Raw genomic sequence first — 16,651 nt, 5'->3', positions numbered from 1 at the left:
CGTGGCCGGTCGGCCGCTGGGTACTACGTCGTTCAGCGATCCCTGGCGACCCCGCCATCGGTCATACTGTCTGGACTCCCCGGGTCAGGGATGCCTCGGGGCCTGATTCAACCGTCATGCGAGACACCATGAAGTCAACGCCGTCTCCCGAACTCCGCCCGTTACCGCCGACCGCGAGCCTGCCTCGCCATGTGGCGGTGATCATGGACGGCAACAATCGCTGGGCCAAGGCGCGCGGCCTGTCAGGAGTGCGTGGACACCACGCCGGCGTGGAGGCGGTCAGGGCCGTCATTCGTCGGGCGGCTGAGCGCCGTATCGAGACGCTGACGCTGTTCGCCTTCTCCAGCGAGAACTGGAAGCGCCCGGCGGCCGAGGTCAACGCCTTGATGGAACTGTTCCTGATGGCGCTCAAGCGTGAGGTCAAGAAGCTGCACGAGCATGACATCCGGCTGTCGGTGATCGGCGATACCTCGGGGTTTTCCTCGGCCATCCAGAAGCGCATCGAAGAGGCCGAGCGGCTGACCTGCGACAACCAGGGGCTGCGCCTGGTGATCGCCGCCAACTACGGTGGTCAGTGGGACATCGCCCGGGCTGCGCGGCGGTTGGCCGAGCGAGTGGCCGCCGGCGAGCTCGACCCCGGCGCCATCGACGAGCAGGCGCTGGCCGATCAGGTCAGTCTGAGTGACGCCGCGCCGGTGGATCTGTGCATTCGCACCAGCGGTGAGCGGCGCATCTCGAACTTCCTGTTGTGGCAGCTGGCCTACGCCGAGCTGTACTTCACGCCCGTCCTGTGGCCGGACTTCGATGGCGAGGCCTTCGATGACGCCCTGGAGGATTTCTGCCGGCGCAAGCGCCGCTTCGGCATGACCGACGAACAGCTCGAGGCCCAGGGTGCTTAGACAGCGGATCATCACCGCAGCCTGGCTGGCGCCGCTGGCGCTGGCCGGGCTGTTCGGTCTGGAGGGCGGCCCCTTCGCCCTGTTCACCGCCGCCATCGTGGTGCTGGCGGGCTGGGAGTGGGCCAATCTGGCGGGGCTCGAGCGCGGGGCCTCGCGCCTGCTGCCACCGCTGGTGCTGGCCCTTGGCATGGCGCTGCTGTGGCATTTCGGCCAGCACCTGGCGCTGTGGCCGCTGGTCATTGGCGCGCTGGGCTGGGCGCTGAATCTGTGGTGGGTGCTCGGTCATCCTGGGCGCAGCCATCAGTGGTCCTCGCGGGCGATGCGCCTGGCCATGGGAGCCTGGGTGCTGCTGCCGACCTGGGTCGGCTTCAATCTGCTGCGCGAGAGCGGCAGCGCCTGGCTTCTGTTCGTGCTGCTGCTGGTGTGGGGTGCCGACATCGGCGCCTACTTTGTCGGGCGTGCCCTGGGGCGGCGCAAGCTGGCACCCAACGTCAGCCCCGGCAAGTCCTGGGAGGGCGTCTATGGGGGCATGGCGGTCACCGCTGCGCTGGCGCTGGTGTTCGCGCTGTGGCAGCAGCTGTCGCTGTCGGCCGGTCTGGCGCTGGTGGCGTTGACCCTCGGCGTGACCCTGGTGTCGGTGCTCGGCGATCTGCTCGAGAGTATGCTCAAGCGCCATCGCGGCCTCAAGGACTCCAGCGCGCTGTTGCCGGGGCACGGCGGGGTGCTCGATCGCATCGACAGTCTTACCGCGGCGGTCCCGGTGTTCGCCCTGTTCTTTACCTGGCTGGTGCAAGCATGACGGCATCTGCAGTTTCTGCCTCGTCCCAAACCTCCTCGACCACCATCAAGGGCGTCTCGGTGCTCGGTGCTACCGGCTCCATCGGAACCAGTACCCTGGACGTCATCGCCCGCCACCCCGACCGCTATCGGGTCCACGCTCTCACCGCCCATCGCTCCCGCGAGGCCCTCTATCGTCAGTGCCTGACCCATCGTCCCGACGTGGCGGTGCTCGGCACGCCGACCGACGCCGACTGGCTGGCCACGCAGCTGAAAGAGGCTGGGCTTGCCACCGAAGTGCGTCACGGCGAAGCGGCTCTGGCCGAGGTGGCAAGCGCCCCTGAGGCCGAGGTGGTGATGGCGGCCATCGTCGGCGCGGCGGGCCTGTTGCCGACGCTGGCGGCGGTGCGGGCCGGCAAGCGCGTGCTGCTGGCCAACAAGGAGGCCCTGGTGATGTCCGGGGCCCTGTTCATGAAAGCGGTGGAGCAAAGTGGTGCGGCGCTGCTGCCCATCGACTCCGAGCACAATGCGATCTTCCAGTGTCTGCCTGGCCAGCATCGTGGGGGACTCGGGCGCCACGGCGTGACTCAGCTGCTGCTGACCGCCTCGGGCGGGCCGTTTCGTGGCTTTGATGCCGAGCGGCTGGCCCGGGTGACCCCGGATGAGGCCTGCGCCCACCCCAACTGGTCCATGGGGCGCAAGATCTCGGTGGATAGCGCCACCCTGATGAACAAGGGGCTGGAATTGATCGAGGCCTGCTGGCTGTTCGACGCCCGCCCCGAGCAGATCCAGGTGGTGGTGCACCCTCAGAGCGTGATCCATTCCATGGCCGCCTACAGCGATGGCTCGGTGCTGGCGCAGCTCGGCAATCCCGATATGCGCACCCCCATCGCCTACGGCCTGGCCTGGCCCGAGCGGATCGAGGCAGGGGTCGAGGCGCTGGACCTGTTTCAGGTGGCCAGGCTCGACTTCGAACCCGCCGACGAGGCCGCCTTTCCGTGCCTGCGGTTGGCCCGTGAGGCGATGGACGAGGGTGGGCTGCAGCCGGCGGTGCTTAATGCTGCCAATGAGGTGGCGGTCGAGGCCTTTCTCGACGGGCGGCTTGGGTTCACCGAGATCCCCCGGCTGGTCGAGGCGGTGCGCGCAGGTGCCCCCGGTGGTGGCGCCGATGATCTGGAGGCGGTACTCGCCGCCGACCATGACGCCCGCGCGCGTGCCCGTGCCTGGCTGGAGGCGTTGTGATGATCGCGCACCCGGTTGAACCTTTTGCCTTGGGCGCTGCCGGAGCCTGGGAAGCGGCGGCGACGGCGGCCGTCTTGATACAGCCAAGGAGGCTTGCGTGGGCCTGATTCAAAATATTCTGGCCGTGATCGTCGTACTCGGCCTGCTGGTCACCTTCCATGAGTTTGGTCACTTCTGGGTGGCGCGGCGTTGCGGGGTCAAGGTGCTGCGTTTCTCGGTGGGTTTCGGTAGCCCGCTGTGGTCGCGTTTCGATCGCCATGGCACCGAATTTGCCATCGCCGCGATTCCGCTGGGCGGCTACGTCAAGATGCTCGACGAGCGCGAAGGCGAGGTGCCCGAGGACCAGCTCGATCAGGCGTTCAATCGCAAGTCGGTGTGGGCCCGCATGGCCATCGTTGCGGCGGGCCCGCTGGCCAACTTCCTGCTGGCACTGGTGGCCTACTGGGCGCTGTTCGTCGCCGGGACTACCACGGTGGTGCCGGTGGTGGGTGACGTCACCCCGCAGACGCCGGCGGCCGAAGCTGGCCTCGAGTCGGGGATGGAGCTGACCGCCATCGGTGGCGAGACGGTGCGCTCCTGGGACGAGGTCAATCTCAAGCTGGTGGCGGCCATCGGCGCCAGTGGCAGCCTGGAGATCGAGGCCCGCGAGGAGGGCTCGAGTGCCTCCCGCAGCTATCGCGCGCCGGTCGAGAACTGGCTAGTGGGGCAGGACCCGCCCGCGCCGCTGGCAACGCTCGGTATCGCCCCCTGGCGTCCCGACATGCCTGCCGTCATCGGCCAGGTGATGGAAGGGGAGCCCGCGGCCGAGGCAGGGTTGCAAGCCGGTGATCGTGTGCTGAGTATCGACGATCGCGCGGTGAGTGACTGGCCTGATCTGGTCGAGCGGGTCAGAGCGCGACCCGGCCAGACACTGTCGCTGGAGGTCGAGCGCAACGGCGAGTCGAAGGCGCTGAGTCTGACGCCGCGGATCAACCGGCTGGATGATGGAAGCGAGATCGGCTATATCGGTGCCGGCGTTGCCCCGGTAGACTGGCCCCAGCAGTACCAGCGGGAAATCCGCTACGGCCCCCTGGACGCAGTGGGGCAGGCGGCCTCACGTACCGCCGAGATGACGCTTCTGACGTTCGACGCCGTGCGCAAGATGGTGGTTGGCCTGATTTCGCCGACCAATCTGTCCGGGCCCATCACCATCGCTCGGATCGCCGGTGACACGGCGCGTTCCGGGCTCGAGAGCTTCATCAACTTCATGGCCTATCTGTCGATCAGCCTTGGGGTGCTCAACCTGCTGCCGATTCCGGTGCTCGATGGCGGCCATCTGCTGTACTACCTGGTCGAAGCGGTACGTGGGCGCCCGGTGTCCGAGCGCACCCAGGCCGTTGGCCTCAAGGTCGGGCTGGCGCTGGTGGGCACCCTGATGATCATGGCCCTGTACTTCGATGTGATGCGCTTGTGGTAGAAGTTGCCCCCGCCATCGACGTGGTGCGTGCGCAACAACGAGCGCCCAGGTGAATCGCGCTTTGCCGGGGACGTCACCAAGCGAGACGCCGCCGCCAACTTGTCAGTAAGGCGGAGAAATGTATAAGGTGCCTGTCTGGACAGGTACGCTGACTCAACGCGAGCGAAACGACTGCATGAAAATCAAGACCATCGGATTGGCGACACTCTTGACCGCCTGTGCCCAGGTGGCGCACGCGGCCCCTTTCACCGTGTCGGACATTCGCGTGGAAGGCCTTCAACGGGTCTCTGCGGCTTCCGTCTTCAATGCTTTTCCCGTCAACGCTCGCGATCGAGTGGACGACAGTGAACTGGCCGAAGCGGCTCGCCAGCTGTTTGCCACCGGACTGTTCGAAGATATCCAGCTGGCCCGTGAAGGCGACGTCCTGATCATCCAGGTGGAGGAGCGCCCGACGATCTCGGCGCTGAATATCGAAGGCAACTCCCAGATTCCCGACGAGGACCTGCGTGCGGGCCTCAAGCAGGCCGGCATCAGCGAAGGCCAGGTGCTGCAGCTCTCGACCATCGACGAGATGAAGCGTGAGCTGGAAGGCCTCTACCAGTCCCAGGGCCGCTACAGCGCACGCATCGACACTGAGCTGACGCCGGTGGGCCAGGGCCGGGTGCGGGTCGACATCAACATCAATGAAGGTGCGGTCGCCAAGATCCGCCAGATCAACATCGTCGGCAATGAAGCCTATTCCGACGAGATCCTGCTCGACGAGTTCGAGCTCGAGGACGATCCCGGTCTGTTCTTCGGCTGGTTCTCCGCCGACGAGTACTCCCGCGAGGCGCTGGCTGGCGACCTGGAGCGGCTGCGCTCCTACTACCTAGACCGCGGCTACGTGAACTTCGAGATCACCTCGAGCCAGGTATCGATCAGCCCGGACAAGTCGCGCATCTTCATCACCATCAACGTCAATGAAGGCAATCGCTACCGGGTCGGCGACATCAGCTTCGTTGGTGATCTCAAGGTGGCCGAGGCCGAGGCCCGCGAGCTGCTGCAGTTCGAATCCGGTGATATCTTCTCGCGCAGCGACGTGGTGGCGTCCTCCGAGGCCATGCGCTCGCGCCTGGGTGCCGAGGGCTTTGCCTTCGCCGAGGTCAATGGTATCCCCGAGGTGCGCAGCGACGGCGAGACGGTGGACCTGAGCTTCCAGGTGGCGCCGGGGCGTCGCGCCTACGTACGGCGTATCCAGTTCGTCGGCAACACCACCACCAAGGATGAAGTGCTGCGCCGCGAGATGATCCAGATGGAGAGCGCGCCTGCCTCCACCGAGGCCATCTCCCAGTCGCGCCAGCGCCTCGAGCGCCTTGGCTTCTTCAAGCAGGTGCAGGTGCAGACCGAGCCGGTCCCCGGCGAGAGCGACCAGCTCGACGTCACCTACACCGTCGAGGAACAGCCCTCAGGCTCGCTGTCGGCGAGTCTCGGCTTCTCCCAGAGTGCCGGCGTCATCTACGGCGCCTCGCTGTCCCAGAACAACTTCCTGGGTAGCGGCAACCGGGTCAACATCGGCGCCCAGAAGAGTGATACCTACACCAGCGTCAACTTCGGCTTCACCGATCCCTACTGGACCCTGGACGGCATCTCCCGCGGCTACAACTTCTACTACCGGGCCACGGACTACGAAGATTCCGACATCTCCACCTACTCCACCGATGCCCTCGGTGCCGGGATCAACTTCGGCTACCCGATCAACGAGCTGACGCGGATGAACTTCGGCGCCAACATCGAAAAGCTCGAGATCGACACCTACGACGACACCCCGTCGGAGATCAAGCGTTACGTGCTCGACGAGGGTGACGACGCCAATACCCTGTCGGTCACCGGCAGCTGGACCCGCAACGACCTCAACCGCGGCATCATGCCGACGGCGGGTAATTACCAGCGGTTGTCGATGGAGCTCGGGGTGCCCGGCAGTGACGCCGAGTACTACAAGGCCAGGGCCCAGGCCAAGCACTTCTTCCCGTTCAACGAGGAGCAGACCTGGTCGTTGAAGTTCAGTGGTCAGGTGGGCTACGCCGACGCCATCAACTCGAGCGACCCCTATCCGTTCTACGAGAACTTCCTCGCCGGTGGTCTGGGCTCGGTGCGCGGTTTCACCGACAACACCCTTGGCCAGCTCACCACCGAGCGTGAGGACGGTGATGACGAGACCCTCGGCGGTAACGTGCTGCTCGAGGGCAGCATGGAGCTGATCTTCCCGATGCCGTTCGTCGAGGACAAGCGCTCGGTGCAGCCGTCGCTGTTCGTCGATGCCGGTAACACCTTCCTTACCGAGTGCTACGACGTGCTGTCCGAGGACGAGGATCGCAAGAAGTGCAACTCCGGGGTGGAATTCAGCGATATACGCTACAGTGTGGGCGTGGGCGTCTCCTGGCTGACGCCGGTGGGCCCCCTGACCTTCAGCGTGGCCGAGCCGCTCAATGACGAGGACGAGGACGACACCCAGGTGTTCCAGTTCTCGCTGGGTCAGACCTTCTGATGAGGGCAGGCGGCCGTCGCCGCTGGCTGGTGTGGCTGGCGCTGGCCGCTGCACTGAGCAGCCCGGTGTCGGCGTCGGCGTCCCAGGTGGCGGTGCTCGACTGGCGTCGCGCCGTGCTCGACACCGAGGCCGCCCGCAGCGCCATGCAGAGCCTGCAGGAACAGGTCGCACCCTGGCAGCGCGAGGCCGAAACGCTACGCCTTGAGCTCGAGGCCCTGGCCGACGACCTGGCGGCTGCCGAAGGGCAGCCGAGCCCCTCACGGGTTCAGGAATTTCAGCGAAAAGGGCAGCGTTTCGATCGCCTCAGACGTGATATCCTCGAGGCTCGCCAGGAAGCCGAACAGCGTTTGATAAGTCGCCTGGAAGGCAGGGTCGACCAGGCGGTCGCTCAGGTCATCGAGCGTCACGAGGTCGAGGTGCTGGTGACACCGGACGGTGTCCTGCACAGCGGTCGTGATCTGCCGGACCTGACGGCCGAGGTCACCCGGCTGCTCAACACGTACTGAGGGAATCGCCGACAGCGCCTGTCCCGAATTCCGTCGTCACCGCATTACGGTCATACATGAAATCGACACGTACACAGCCAAACCTCTCCGATATCGCCTCTCGCCTGGGCGCTCGCCTGCACGGTGACGGCAGCCAACGTATCGTTGGCCTGGCGACGCTCAAGGACGCCGGCCCCGATCAGGTGAGCTTTCTTGCCAATCGCGCCTATCTGAAGGACCTGCCGTCCACCCGGGCGGCGGCGGTGCTGCTTCACGCCGACCATCTCGACGCCTGCCCGGTGCCAGCGCTGGTGCTGGACAATCCCTACCTCGGCTACGCCGAGCTTTCGCGCATGCTTGACCCCCAGGCCGACGCGCACCAGCCGGGCATCCATCCCAGTGCGGTGGTGGCCGAGGACGCCAGTCTGGGTGCCGACGTCTCGATCGGCCCCAATGCGGTGATCGAGTCAGGTGCTCGCCTGGGGGATCGTGTGGTGGTAGGGCCCGGTTCGGTGGTCGGGGCGGACTGCGAGATCGGCGAGGACGGTTTCCTGCACGCCAACGTCACCCTCTATCACGGCGTGGTCGTCGGCAAGCGTGTCATCTTGCACAGCGGTTGTGTGATCGGTGGCGATGGCTTCGGTTTTGCCCACGACGGTGGCGGCTGGCGCAAGATCGCCCAGCTCGGTGGCGCGGTGCTCGGCGATGATGTCGAGGTCGGCAGTTGCTCGAGCATCGACCGTGGGGCGCTGGGTGACACCGTGATCGGCAATGACGTCAAGATCGACAGCCAGGTGCAGATCGCCCACAACGTGCACATCGGTGACCACAGCGCCCTGGCCGGCTGTGTCGGCATCGCCGGTTCCACCCGGGTGGGCCGCCACTGCATGCTGGGTGGCGGAGTGGGGCTGTCCGGCCACCTGACCATCTGCGACGGCGTCCAGGTCACCGGCATGAGCCTGGTGACCAACTCCATCCTCGAGCCCGGGGTCTATTCCTCGGGTACCGGGGCCATGGAAAACAGTCAGTGGCGCCGCAATGCGGTGCGTTTCAAGCAGCTCGACAGTATCGCCAAGCGGGTCAATCGTCTGGAGAAGCGAGGCTCCGGCGAGGCTTGAGGGGCGGGTACAGGTCGGTATAATCCACCGCCTATTGCCGGTATGGTGCCCTTGGCCCCCGCCGGTCATGTCCTTCCAGGGAGAAGGGCTCTTGTCATTTCAGAGGTCGCTACGATGGTTATGGACATCAACGAGATTCGCGAATATCTGCCCCACCGCTATCCTTTTCTGCTGGTGGATCGGGTCACGGAACTGACCCTTGGCGAAACCATCGTTGCCTACAAGAACGTCAGCATCAACGAGCCGTTCTTCAATGGTCACTTCCCCCACCACCCGATCATGCCCGGCGTGCTGGTGGTGGAAGCGCTGGCCCAGGCCTGCGGTATCCTGGGCTTCAAGACCGTCAACAAGCTACCCGCCGATGGCTACGTGTACTACCTGGTCGGCAGCGACAATGTGCGCTTCAAGCGCCCGGTGATGCCGGGCGACAAGCTTGAGCTGCGCGCCGAGGTCGAGCGGGCCAAGCGGGGTATCTGGAAGTTCAAGTGCCGTGCCACCGTGGAAGGCGAGCTGGCCTGTGAGGCCGACATCATCTGTGCCGAGAGGAAGATCGCTTGATACATCCGACCGCCATCGTAGACCCCGGCGCCCGCCTGGCCGACGATGTCGAGGTGGGGCCCTTCAGTGTGATCGGCTCAGACGTCGAGATTGGCGCCGGGTCGGTCATCGGCCCCCACGTCGTGGTGCAGGGCCCCACCGTGCTGGGCGAGCGTACCCGCATCTTCCAGTTTGCCTCGGTGGGGGAGGCCTGCCAGGACAAGAAGTATCAGGGCGAGCCGACCCGCCTGGTGATGGGTGACGACAACGTCGTGCGCGAGGGCGTCACCCTGCACCGGGGCACCGTTCAGGATCGCAGCGAGACCACCATCGGCTCGCGCAACCTGTTCATGGCCTACGTCCACGTCGGCCATGACTGCGTGATCGGCGACGACTGCATCCTGGCCAATCAGGTCACCCTGGCGGGCCACGTGCACCTGGGCGACTTCGCGATCATTGGCGGGCTATCCGCCATCCATCAGTTCTGTCGTTTCGGCTCCCACGCCATGGCAGGCGGTGGCTCGATCATCACCAAGGACACCCCGGACTTCGTGATGATCAACGGCAATCCGGCCCAGGCCCACGGACTCAACGTGGTCGGGCTCAAGCGCCGCGGCTTTGCGACGGAAGCCATCCGCGCCCTCAGCGAGTCCTACAAGCTGGTGTACCGTCAGGGGCTTACCGTGGAACAGGCCATCGGCGAGATCCGCCAGCGCTTCTCGCTGGCCGAGACCGAAGCCTTCGTGGCCTCGATCGAGGCGTCCTCGCGGGGCATCATCCGCTAGGCAGTCGTCGGCCCGGCGGTCGGCGCCCGCAGCGGCGGGCGTCAGCCCCAGCGTCGTCGGTCATCTTGATGGCCGTCGTCGGCTTGGGCACCCTTCCATCGTCAGACTTGTTCAGCCAGTCAGGTATCCGTCATGACCCACGCTGCACGCGATGTCGCCAGCGAGACAGGCTCAATCCGCCGCGTCTATCTGGTGGCCGGTGAACTGTCCGGCGATATTCTCGGAGCTAGCCTGATGCGCGCGCTCAAGGCGCGTCATCCCGAGGTGGCATTCCGAGGACTGGGTGGCCCGCGCATGATCGCCGAGGGGCTCGAGTCGTTGTATCCGCTGGAGACCCTGTCGGTGATGGGGCTGGTGGAGGTGATCAAGCACCTGCCAGAGCTGATCCGCGTGCGCCGCACCCTGCGTCGGGATGCACTGGACTGGGAACCCGACATCATGGTCGGAATCGACGCCCCGGACTTCAATCTTGGCCTCGAGCGCCAGCTGCGCGAATCAGGTGTCACCACCGCCCACTACGTCAGCCCGTCTGTATGGGCCTGGCGTCAGGGGCGGGTCAAGGGCATCGCCCGCTCGGTGGACGCCATGCTGACCTTTCTGCCGTTCGAGGCGGCCTTCTACGTCAAGCACCGGGTGCCGGTGGCCTTCGTCGGCCATCCGTTGGCCGACGAACTGCCGCTGGTCAACGACCGCCGGGCCACGCGCGAGGCGCTGGGGATTGCCGCCGACGCCCGGGTGCTGGCGCTGCTGCCCGGCTCCCGGCGCAACGAGATCCGCTTCATGGGGGAGACCTTCCTGGAGGCTGCCGAGCGCCTGGTCAAGGCAAGGCCGGGGCTTGCGGTGGTGATCCCTGCGGCCACGCCCGAGCGAAGGCAAGAGCTCGAGGCGCTGCTGGCCGCGCGGCCGGCGCTTGCGGCCTGCGTCAGCCTGCTCGATGGCCAGGCCCGGGAGGCCATGGTGGCAAGCGACCTGGTGCTGCTGGCTTCCGGCACCGCGGCGCTGGAGGCGATGCTGTGTCATCGCCCCATGCTGGTGGGCTACCGCATGGCGCCGATGACCCATCGCATCGCTCGGCTGATGGTCAAGACCGAGTGGATCTCGCTGCCCAATCTGATCGCCCGCGAATCGCTGGTGCCGGAGTTGATCCAGGACGAGGCCAGCAGTGAGGCCATTGCCACCCGCCTGGGCGAGTTGCTCGACGATGAAGCGGCGCGGACTGCACTCGAGGCTCGCTTTGCCGCCATGCACGAGGGGCTGCAGCGTGACGCCAGCCGGCGTGCGGCGGAGGCCATCGAAGCGCTGGTAGCGGGGCAGCCGTTGCCGGACAGCGTATCGCCTCGGCTGGCCGAGGAGGTGGCCGAGGCCACGGCTGATGAAACGGATGATGTCCGTCAGGAGGCTGGCGGTGGTCGCTGAAGCGAAGCCAAGGCGCAGCAACAAGCCCGCCTTGCCGCCGCTGGTGGTGAACTATGATGGCAGCTTGCTGGCCGGTGTCGACGAGGTCGGTCGAGGCCCGCTGGTGGGCGCGGTGGTGGCGGCGGCGGTGATCCTTGATCCCTCGGTGCCGATCAGCGGGCTCAATGACTCCAAGGCGCTGAGTGCCAAGCGTCGCGAGGCGCTCGACGGCCAGATCCGCGAGCATGCACTGGCCTACCATGTGGCCGAGGCGAGCCCCGAAGAGATCGACCGGCTCAATATCTATCACGCCACCCATCTGGCGATGCGCCGGGCCATCGATGGTCTGGCGCCGGCTCCTGAGTACCTGCTGGTGGACGGCAATCGGCTGCCCGGGCATCATGTTCCGGGCCAGGCCGTGGTCAAGGGCGATGCCCGCCATCCGGCCATCGCCGCCGCCTCCATCCTGGCCAAGGTGGCCCGTGACGCGGCCATGCTGGCCCTCGACGAGCGCTATCCCGACTACGGCTTCGCCCGCCACAAGGGCTACCCGACGCCTGAGCATCTGGCCGCGCTCGAACGCCTCGGGCCGCTGGCCGAGCATCGCCGGTCGTTTGCACCGGTAAAGCGTCAACTGGCGCTGTTCTGACCCGTTTTCACACACCCGCCACGGCGGGTCGAGGTAAGGCTTTCTCATGTCCGCTCCCTTCGTTCATCTTCGCGTCCACAGCGAGTTCTCCCTCGTCGATGGCCTGGTGCGCCTCAAGCCGTACGTCAAGGCGGGCATCGAGCACGGGGCGCCGGCGCTGGCGCTGACCGACGAGGCCAACCTGTTCGGCCTGGTGAAGTTCTACAACGGTGTCCAGGGCGCCGGCATGAAGCCGGTCATCGGCGCAGATCTGTGGCTGGTCAACGGCCACGACCTGGATCACCCCTATCGGGTGACCCTGCTGGCGATGAACGACGTCGGCTACCGCAATCTGACCGAGCTGATCTCGCGTGGCTGGGTCGAGGGCCAGCGCCAGGGGCGGGCCTACCTGGAGAAGGCCTGGGTGCTCGAGCAGAACGAGGGGCTGATTGCGCTGTCTGGTGGTCGCGATGGCGATGTCGGTCGCCACCTGCTCAGCGATCTTCACGCCGATGCCAGGCGCCTGCTGGACGACTGGTGCCAGGCCTTCCAGGGACGTTTCTATCTGGAGCTGACCCGTACCGGCCGCCCGCTGGAAGAAGACTGCGTACACGCCTCGGTGGCGCTGGCGCTGGACACCGGGGTGCCGGTGGTGGCCACCAATGACGTGCGCTTTTTGAAGCGCGAGGACTTCTGGGCCCACGAGACCCGGGTCTCCATCGGTGAGGGCAAGGCGCTCGACGATCCCCGACGTGAGCGCCGTTACACCGAAGAGCAGTACCTGAAGTCGCCCCAGGAGATGGCCGAGCTGTTTGCCGATATCCCCGAGGCGCTGGAAAACAGCGTAATGATCGCCGCGCGCTGCAACGTCGACGTGCGTCTGGGCGAGATCTTCCTGCCGGAGTACGGCATCCCCGAGGGCATGACCCAGGACGAGTTCTTCCGCAAGATCTCCCACGACGGTCTGACCGAGCGCCTCGAGGCGCTCTATCCGGTGGCCCAGCACCCCCGCGACAGCGACGAATGGGCGGCCCTCGAGCAACGCTACCGCGAGCGCCTGGACTTCGAGCTGAACATCATTCTGCAGATGGGGTTCCCTGGCTACTTCCTGATCGTGATGGACTTCATCCAGTGGGCCAAGGACAACGACGTGCCGGTGGGGCCGGGGCGGGGGTCCGGTGCCGGCTCGCTGGTGGCCTACGCCCAGAAGATCACCGACCTCGACCCGATCCAGTACGACCTGCTGTTCGAGCGCTTCCTCAACCCGGAACGTGTCTCCATGCCCGACTTCGACGTCGACTTCTGCATGGAGAAGCGCGACCGGGTCATCGACTACGTGGCCGAGCGCTATGGCCGCAACGCGGTGTCCCAGATCGTCACCTTCGGCACCATGGCGGCCAAGGCGGTGGTTCGCGACGTGGCCCGGGCCCAGGGCAAGCCCTATTCGCTGGGTGACAAGCTGTCCAAGCTGATCCCCTTCGAGGTCGGCATGACCCTGGCCAAGGCCATCGAGGAGGAGCCTCAGCTCAAGGAGTTCCTCGAGGCCGACGAGGAGGCCCAGGAAATCTGGGACATGGCGCTCAAGCTCGAGGGCGTGACCCGAGGCACCGGCAAGCACGCCGGTGGCGTGGTGATCGCCCCCACCAAGCTGACCGACTTCTCTCCGCTGTTGTGCGATGAAGACGGCTCCGGCCTGGTGGTGCAGTTCGACAAGAACGATATCGAGGACGCCGGCCTGGTCAAGTTCGACTTTCTTGGCCTGCGCACCCTGACCATCATCGACTGGGCGTTGGAGATGGTCGACAAGGTGCGCTCGAAGGAGGGCCAGGGACCGCTCGATATCGACACCATTCCGCTGGATGACGGCAAGACCTTCGAGATGCTCAAGAAGGCCGAGACCACCGCCGTGTTCCAGCTCGAATCCCGCGGCATGAAGGAGCTGATCAAGCGCCTGCTGCCGGACTCGCTGGAGGACATGATCGCCCTGGTGGCGCTGTTCCGTCCCGGTCCGCTTCAGTCCGGCATGGTCGACGACTTCATCAACCGCAAGCACGGTCGGGCGGAGATCTCCTATCCGCACCCGGACTACCAGCACGAACTGCTCAAGCCGGTGCTGCAGCCCACTTACGGCATCATCCTGTACCAGGAGCAGGTGATGCAGATCGCCCAGGTGATGGCCGGCTACTCGCTGGGCCAGGCCGACCTGTTGCGGCGTGCCATGGGCAAGAAGAAGCCGGAAGAGATGGCCAAGCAGCGCGCCGGCTTCATGGAGGGCTGCGCGGCCAACGGCATCGATGCCGACCTGGCGGGCAACATCTTCGACCTGGTGGAGAAGTTCGCCGGCTACGGCTTCAACAAGTCGCACTCCGCCGCCTACGCCCTGGTGTCCTACCAGACCGCCTGGCTCAAGGCCCACTATCCGGGTCCCTTCATGGCGGCGGTAATGTCCACCGAGATGGACAACCTCGACAAGGTGGTGCCGCTGATCGAGGAGTGTCGTCACCTCAAGCTGACGGTGACCCCGCCGGACGTCAATGTCGGTGGCTACAAGTTCACCGTCGATGAAGAGGGGCGGGTGGTCTACGGCCTGGGCGCGATCCGTGGGGTGGGCGAAGGTCCCATCGGCGCCATCGTCGAGGCGCGCAGCGCAGACGGCCCCTTCAGCGACCTGTTCGACTTCTGTCGGCGGATCGACCCCAAGCGCATGAACAAGCGCACCCTGGAGGCCTTGATCCGCTCCGGGGCGCTGGACAACCTGGGGCCAAACCGCGCCGTGCTGGCCGCCTCCCTGGATGACGCCCTGAAGGCCGCGGCCCAGAGCCACAAGAACCAGAGCGCCGGGATGATGGATCTGTTTGGCGAGGCCTTCGCCCCGGACGAGGACGACAGCGCCAGCGATCCCTACGCCGACTATCTGCGCGTGCGTGAGTGGAGCGACCGCGAGCGCCTGGCCGGCGAGAAGGACACCCTGGGCCTCTACCTGACCGGCCATCCCATCGATGAATACGAGGAAGAGCTTTCGCGCTTCGTCTCGACCCGCATCGCCGACTTGAAACCGTCCCGCGAGCCCCAGCGGGTCGCCGGCCTGGTGGTGGCCCAGCGCACCATGAAGTCCAAGCGTGGCGACACCATGGCGTTCGTGACCCTGGACGACCGTACCGGACGCATCGAGGCGTCGCTGTTCGGTGAGCTCTACGACAGCGTGCGCGAGCAGCTCGACAACGCCGAGGTGCTGATCATCGAAGGTGAGGTGTCCAGCGACGACTACTCCGGCGGCCTGCGCCTGCGCGGCAAGGAGGTCACCCCCATGGTCCAGGCGCGCTCGCGCTTCGGTCAGGCGGTGGAAGTCTCGGTGGATGGGCGTGAGGCCAACGGTCGACTGATCGACAGCCTGCGCACGAGCCTCGAGCCGCATCGTCACCAGGAAGGCCTGCCGGTGCGCCTGCGCTACCGCAATCTGGAGGCCACTGGCTGGCTCGAACTCGACGAGCAGTGGAAGGTGCTGCCATCCGACGACCTGCTGATCGCGCTGCGTGAGGTCGAGGGCCAGGACGGCGTCCGCCTCAAGTATCGCTAGCGGCGCGGGGTTGCGAGGGCGCCTCTACGACGATCTTGACCCGCTGCGCCTTGCGTGGCCCGGTCAGGGTGCGATAATGCACACCACTTTTTCTTTGCCATGGGTGGGCTTGCGACGACTGCGTCGCGCCCGCCTGACCATGACCACAAGGCTGGCCCATGAATCCCAACTATCTCGATTTCGAACAGCCCATCGCCGAACTGCAGGCCAAGATCGAAGAACTGCGTCTGGTCGGCAACGACAGCCAGGTCAGCCTGGCGGACGAAATTTCCCGACTCGAGGAAAAGAGCCGCAAGCTCACCGAGTCGATCTTCAAGGACCTGTCGCCGTGGCAGGTATCCCAGCTGTCGCGCCATCCCCAGCGTCCCTACACCCTGGACTACCTCGAGCACGTATTCACTGACTTCGACGAACTGCACGGTGATCGCGAGTTCGCCGATGACGCTGCCATCGTCGGCGGTGTGGCGCGACTCAATGATCGTCCGGTGATGATCATCGGCCACCAGAAGGGCCGCGACGTCAAGGAGAAGGTGCGCCGCAACTTCGGCATGCCGCGGCCGGAAGGCTATCGCAAGGCCTGCCGTCTGATGGAGATGGCCGAGCGCTTCAAGATGCCGGTGCTGACCTTTATCGACACCCCTGGTGCCTACCCGGGCATCGACGCCGAGGAGCGCGGTCAGAGTGAGGCCATCGCCTACAATCTGGCGGTGATGTCGCGGCTTGAGACGCCGATCATTTCCACCGTGGTGGGCGAAGGCGGCTCCGGCGGCGCCCTGGCCATCGGCGTGTGCGACGAGCTGATGATGCTCGAATACTCCACTTACTCGGTGATCTCGCCGGAGGGCTGTGCCTCGATCCTGTGGAAGAGCGCCGAGCGGGCCAGCGACGCCGCCCAGGCCATGGGGATCACCGCCAGCCGTCTCAAGGAGCTGGGCTTCGTCGACACCTTGATCAAGGAACCCCTGGGCGGCGCCCATCGCTTCCCCCATGAAACCGCCACCCGGGTCCGCGATGCCATCGGCGAAAGCCTCGAGCGCCTCGACGCCATGGATACCGCGGCGCTGCTCGAACGTCGCTACGAGCGTCTGATGAGCTACGGCGCCCCGGCCTGAGCCCGAACGCTCTGCATCGATGAGCGTCTGATGAGCCACGGCGCGCCGGCCTGAGCTCGAGCGCTCTGCATCGATGAGCGTCTGATGAGCCACGGCGCCCGGCCTGAGCTCGAATG

At 65.9% G+C, this 16,651-nt stretch carries 13 protein-coding genes; all 13 read left to right on the top strand.

What is annotated here, in order from left to right; all coding sequences use genetic code 11:
* Positions 1-128 precede the first annotated feature (128 nt).
* The 13 genes from uppS to EBB56_RS06790 all read left to right on the top strand — a co-directional run bounded on the left by uppS (position 129) and on the right by EBB56_RS06790 (position 16,535).
* Positions 129-899, top strand: a complete 771-nt coding sequence (uppS, locus tag EBB56_RS06850) for a polyprenyl diphosphate synthase (protein ID WP_045991283.1) — start codon at positions 129-131, stop codon at positions 897-899.
* Positions 892-1,698 carry a phosphatidate cytidylyltransferase gene (locus tag EBB56_RS06845; protein ID WP_045991182.1) on the top strand — a complete coding sequence of 269 codons (807 nt, stop codon included), beginning with the start codon at positions 892-894 and terminating at the stop codon, positions 1,696-1,698. Before uppS ends, EBB56_RS06845 begins: the two co-directional genes overlap by 8 nt.
* Positions 1,695-2,918, top strand: coding sequence for a 1-deoxy-D-xylulose-5-phosphate reductoisomerase (ispC, locus tag EBB56_RS06840; RefSeq protein ID WP_108449741.1), 1,224 nt, complete (start codon positions 1,695-1,697; stop codon positions 2,916-2,918). The genes EBB56_RS06845 and ispC overlap by 4 nt, the downstream gene beginning before the upstream one ends.
* A 97-nt stretch (positions 2,919-3,015) precedes the next feature.
* Positions 3,016-4,374 carry an RIP metalloprotease RseP gene (rseP, locus tag EBB56_RS06835; protein ID WP_108132285.1) on the top strand — a complete coding sequence of 453 codons (1,359 nt, stop codon included), beginning with the start codon at positions 3,016-3,018 and terminating at the stop codon, positions 4,372-4,374.
* A gap of 175 nt (positions 4,375-4,549) precedes the next feature.
* Entirely contained in the window at positions 4,550-6,898 is a 2,349-nt protein-coding gene (gene bamA, locus EBB56_RS06830) for an outer membrane protein assembly factor BamA (RefSeq protein WP_185696396.1), read from the top strand.
* A complete protein-coding gene (locus EBB56_RS06825; RefSeq protein WP_124803478.1) occupies positions 6,898-7,404 on the top strand; it encodes an OmpH family outer membrane protein in 507 nt (168 codons plus the stop codon). Before bamA ends, EBB56_RS06825 begins: the two co-directional genes overlap by 1 nt.
* A 56-nt stretch (positions 7,405-7,460) precedes the next feature.
* Positions 7,461-8,501: a UDP-3-O-(3-hydroxymyristoyl)glucosamine N-acyltransferase gene (gene lpxD / locus EBB56_RS06820; protein WP_045991178.1), complete on the top strand. Its 1,041-nt coding sequence runs from the start codon at positions 7,461-7,463 to the stop codon at positions 8,499-8,501.
* Positions 8,502-8,615: 114 nt separating this feature from the next.
* Positions 8,616-9,059: a 3-hydroxyacyl-ACP dehydratase FabZ gene (fabZ, locus tag EBB56_RS06815; protein ID WP_045991177.1), complete on the top strand. Its 444-nt coding sequence runs from the start codon at positions 8,616-8,618 to the stop codon at positions 9,057-9,059.
* The gene (gene lpxA / locus EBB56_RS06810) at positions 9,056-9,823 is read left to right on the top strand and encodes an acyl-ACP--UDP-N-acetylglucosamine O-acyltransferase (RefSeq protein WP_124803476.1); all 768 of its coding nucleotides are present in this window, start codon (positions 9,056-9,058) and stop codon (positions 9,821-9,823) included. Before fabZ ends, lpxA begins: the two co-directional genes overlap by 4 nt.
* A 132-nt stretch (positions 9,824-9,955) precedes the next feature.
* Complete coding sequence (gene lpxB / locus EBB56_RS06805; protein ID WP_124803474.1) at positions 9,956-11,239, top strand: lipid-A-disaccharide synthase; 1,284 nt, start codon at positions 9,956-9,958, stop codon at positions 11,237-11,239.
* Positions 11,229-11,867, top strand: coding sequence for a ribonuclease HII (gene rnhB, locus EBB56_RS06800; protein ID WP_253553662.1), 639 nt, complete (start codon positions 11,229-11,231; stop codon positions 11,865-11,867). The genes lpxB and rnhB overlap by 11 nt, the downstream gene beginning before the upstream one ends.
* A 46-nt stretch (positions 11,868-11,913) precedes the next feature.
* Positions 11,914-15,423: a DNA polymerase III subunit alpha gene (gene dnaE, locus EBB56_RS06795; RefSeq protein WP_124803472.1), complete on the top strand. Its 3,510-nt coding sequence runs from the start codon at positions 11,914-11,916 to the stop codon at positions 15,421-15,423.
* Positions 15,424-15,581: 158 nt separating this feature from the next.
* Entirely contained in the window at positions 15,582-16,535 is a 954-nt protein-coding gene (locus EBB56_RS06790) for an acetyl-CoA carboxylase carboxyltransferase subunit alpha (protein ID WP_045991173.1), read from the top strand.
* Positions 16,536-16,651 lie beyond the last annotated feature (116 nt).

It is taken from the genome of Halomonas sp. YLB-10 (genome assembly GCF_003856855.1).
GTDB classification, from domain to species: Bacteria; Pseudomonadota; Gammaproteobacteria; order Pseudomonadales; family Halomonadaceae; genus Halomonas; species Halomonas litopenaei.
This window is presented reverse-complemented; position numbering and strand designations above follow the sequence as displayed.

Bases quoted from the DNA above. Each gene is read 5' to 3' on its own strand.
- EBB56_RS06825 (WP_124803478.1), top strand. From the start codon at position 6,898: ATGAGGGCAGGCGGCCGTCGCCGCTGGCTGGTGTGGCTGGCGCTGGCC.
- EBB56_RS06790 (WP_045991173.1), top strand. From the start codon at position 15,582: ATGAATCCCAACTATCTCGATTTCGAACAGCCCATCGCCGAACTGCAG.
- uppS (WP_045991283.1), top strand. From the start codon at position 129: ATGAAGTCAACGCCGTCTCCCGAACTCCGCCCGTTACCGCCGACCGCG.
- lpxB (WP_124803474.1), top strand. From the start codon at position 9,956: ATGACCCACGCTGCACGCGATGTCGCCAGCGAGACAGGCTCAATCCGC.
- lpxD (WP_045991178.1), top strand. From the start codon at position 7,461: ATGAAATCGACACGTACACAGCCAAACCTCTCCGATATCGCCTCTCGC.
- fabZ (WP_045991177.1), top strand. From the start codon at position 8,616: ATGGTTATGGACATCAACGAGATTCGCGAATATCTGCCCCACCGCTAT.
- bamA (WP_185696396.1), top strand. From the start codon at position 4,550: ATGAAAATCAAGACCATCGGATTGGCGACACTCTTGACCGCCTGTGCC.
- ispC (WP_108449741.1), top strand. From the start codon at position 1,695: ATGACGGCATCTGCAGTTTCTGCCTCGTCCCAAACCTCCTCGACCACC.
- dnaE (WP_124803472.1), top strand. From the start codon at position 11,914: ATGTCCGCTCCCTTCGTTCATCTTCGCGTCCACAGCGAGTTCTCCCTC.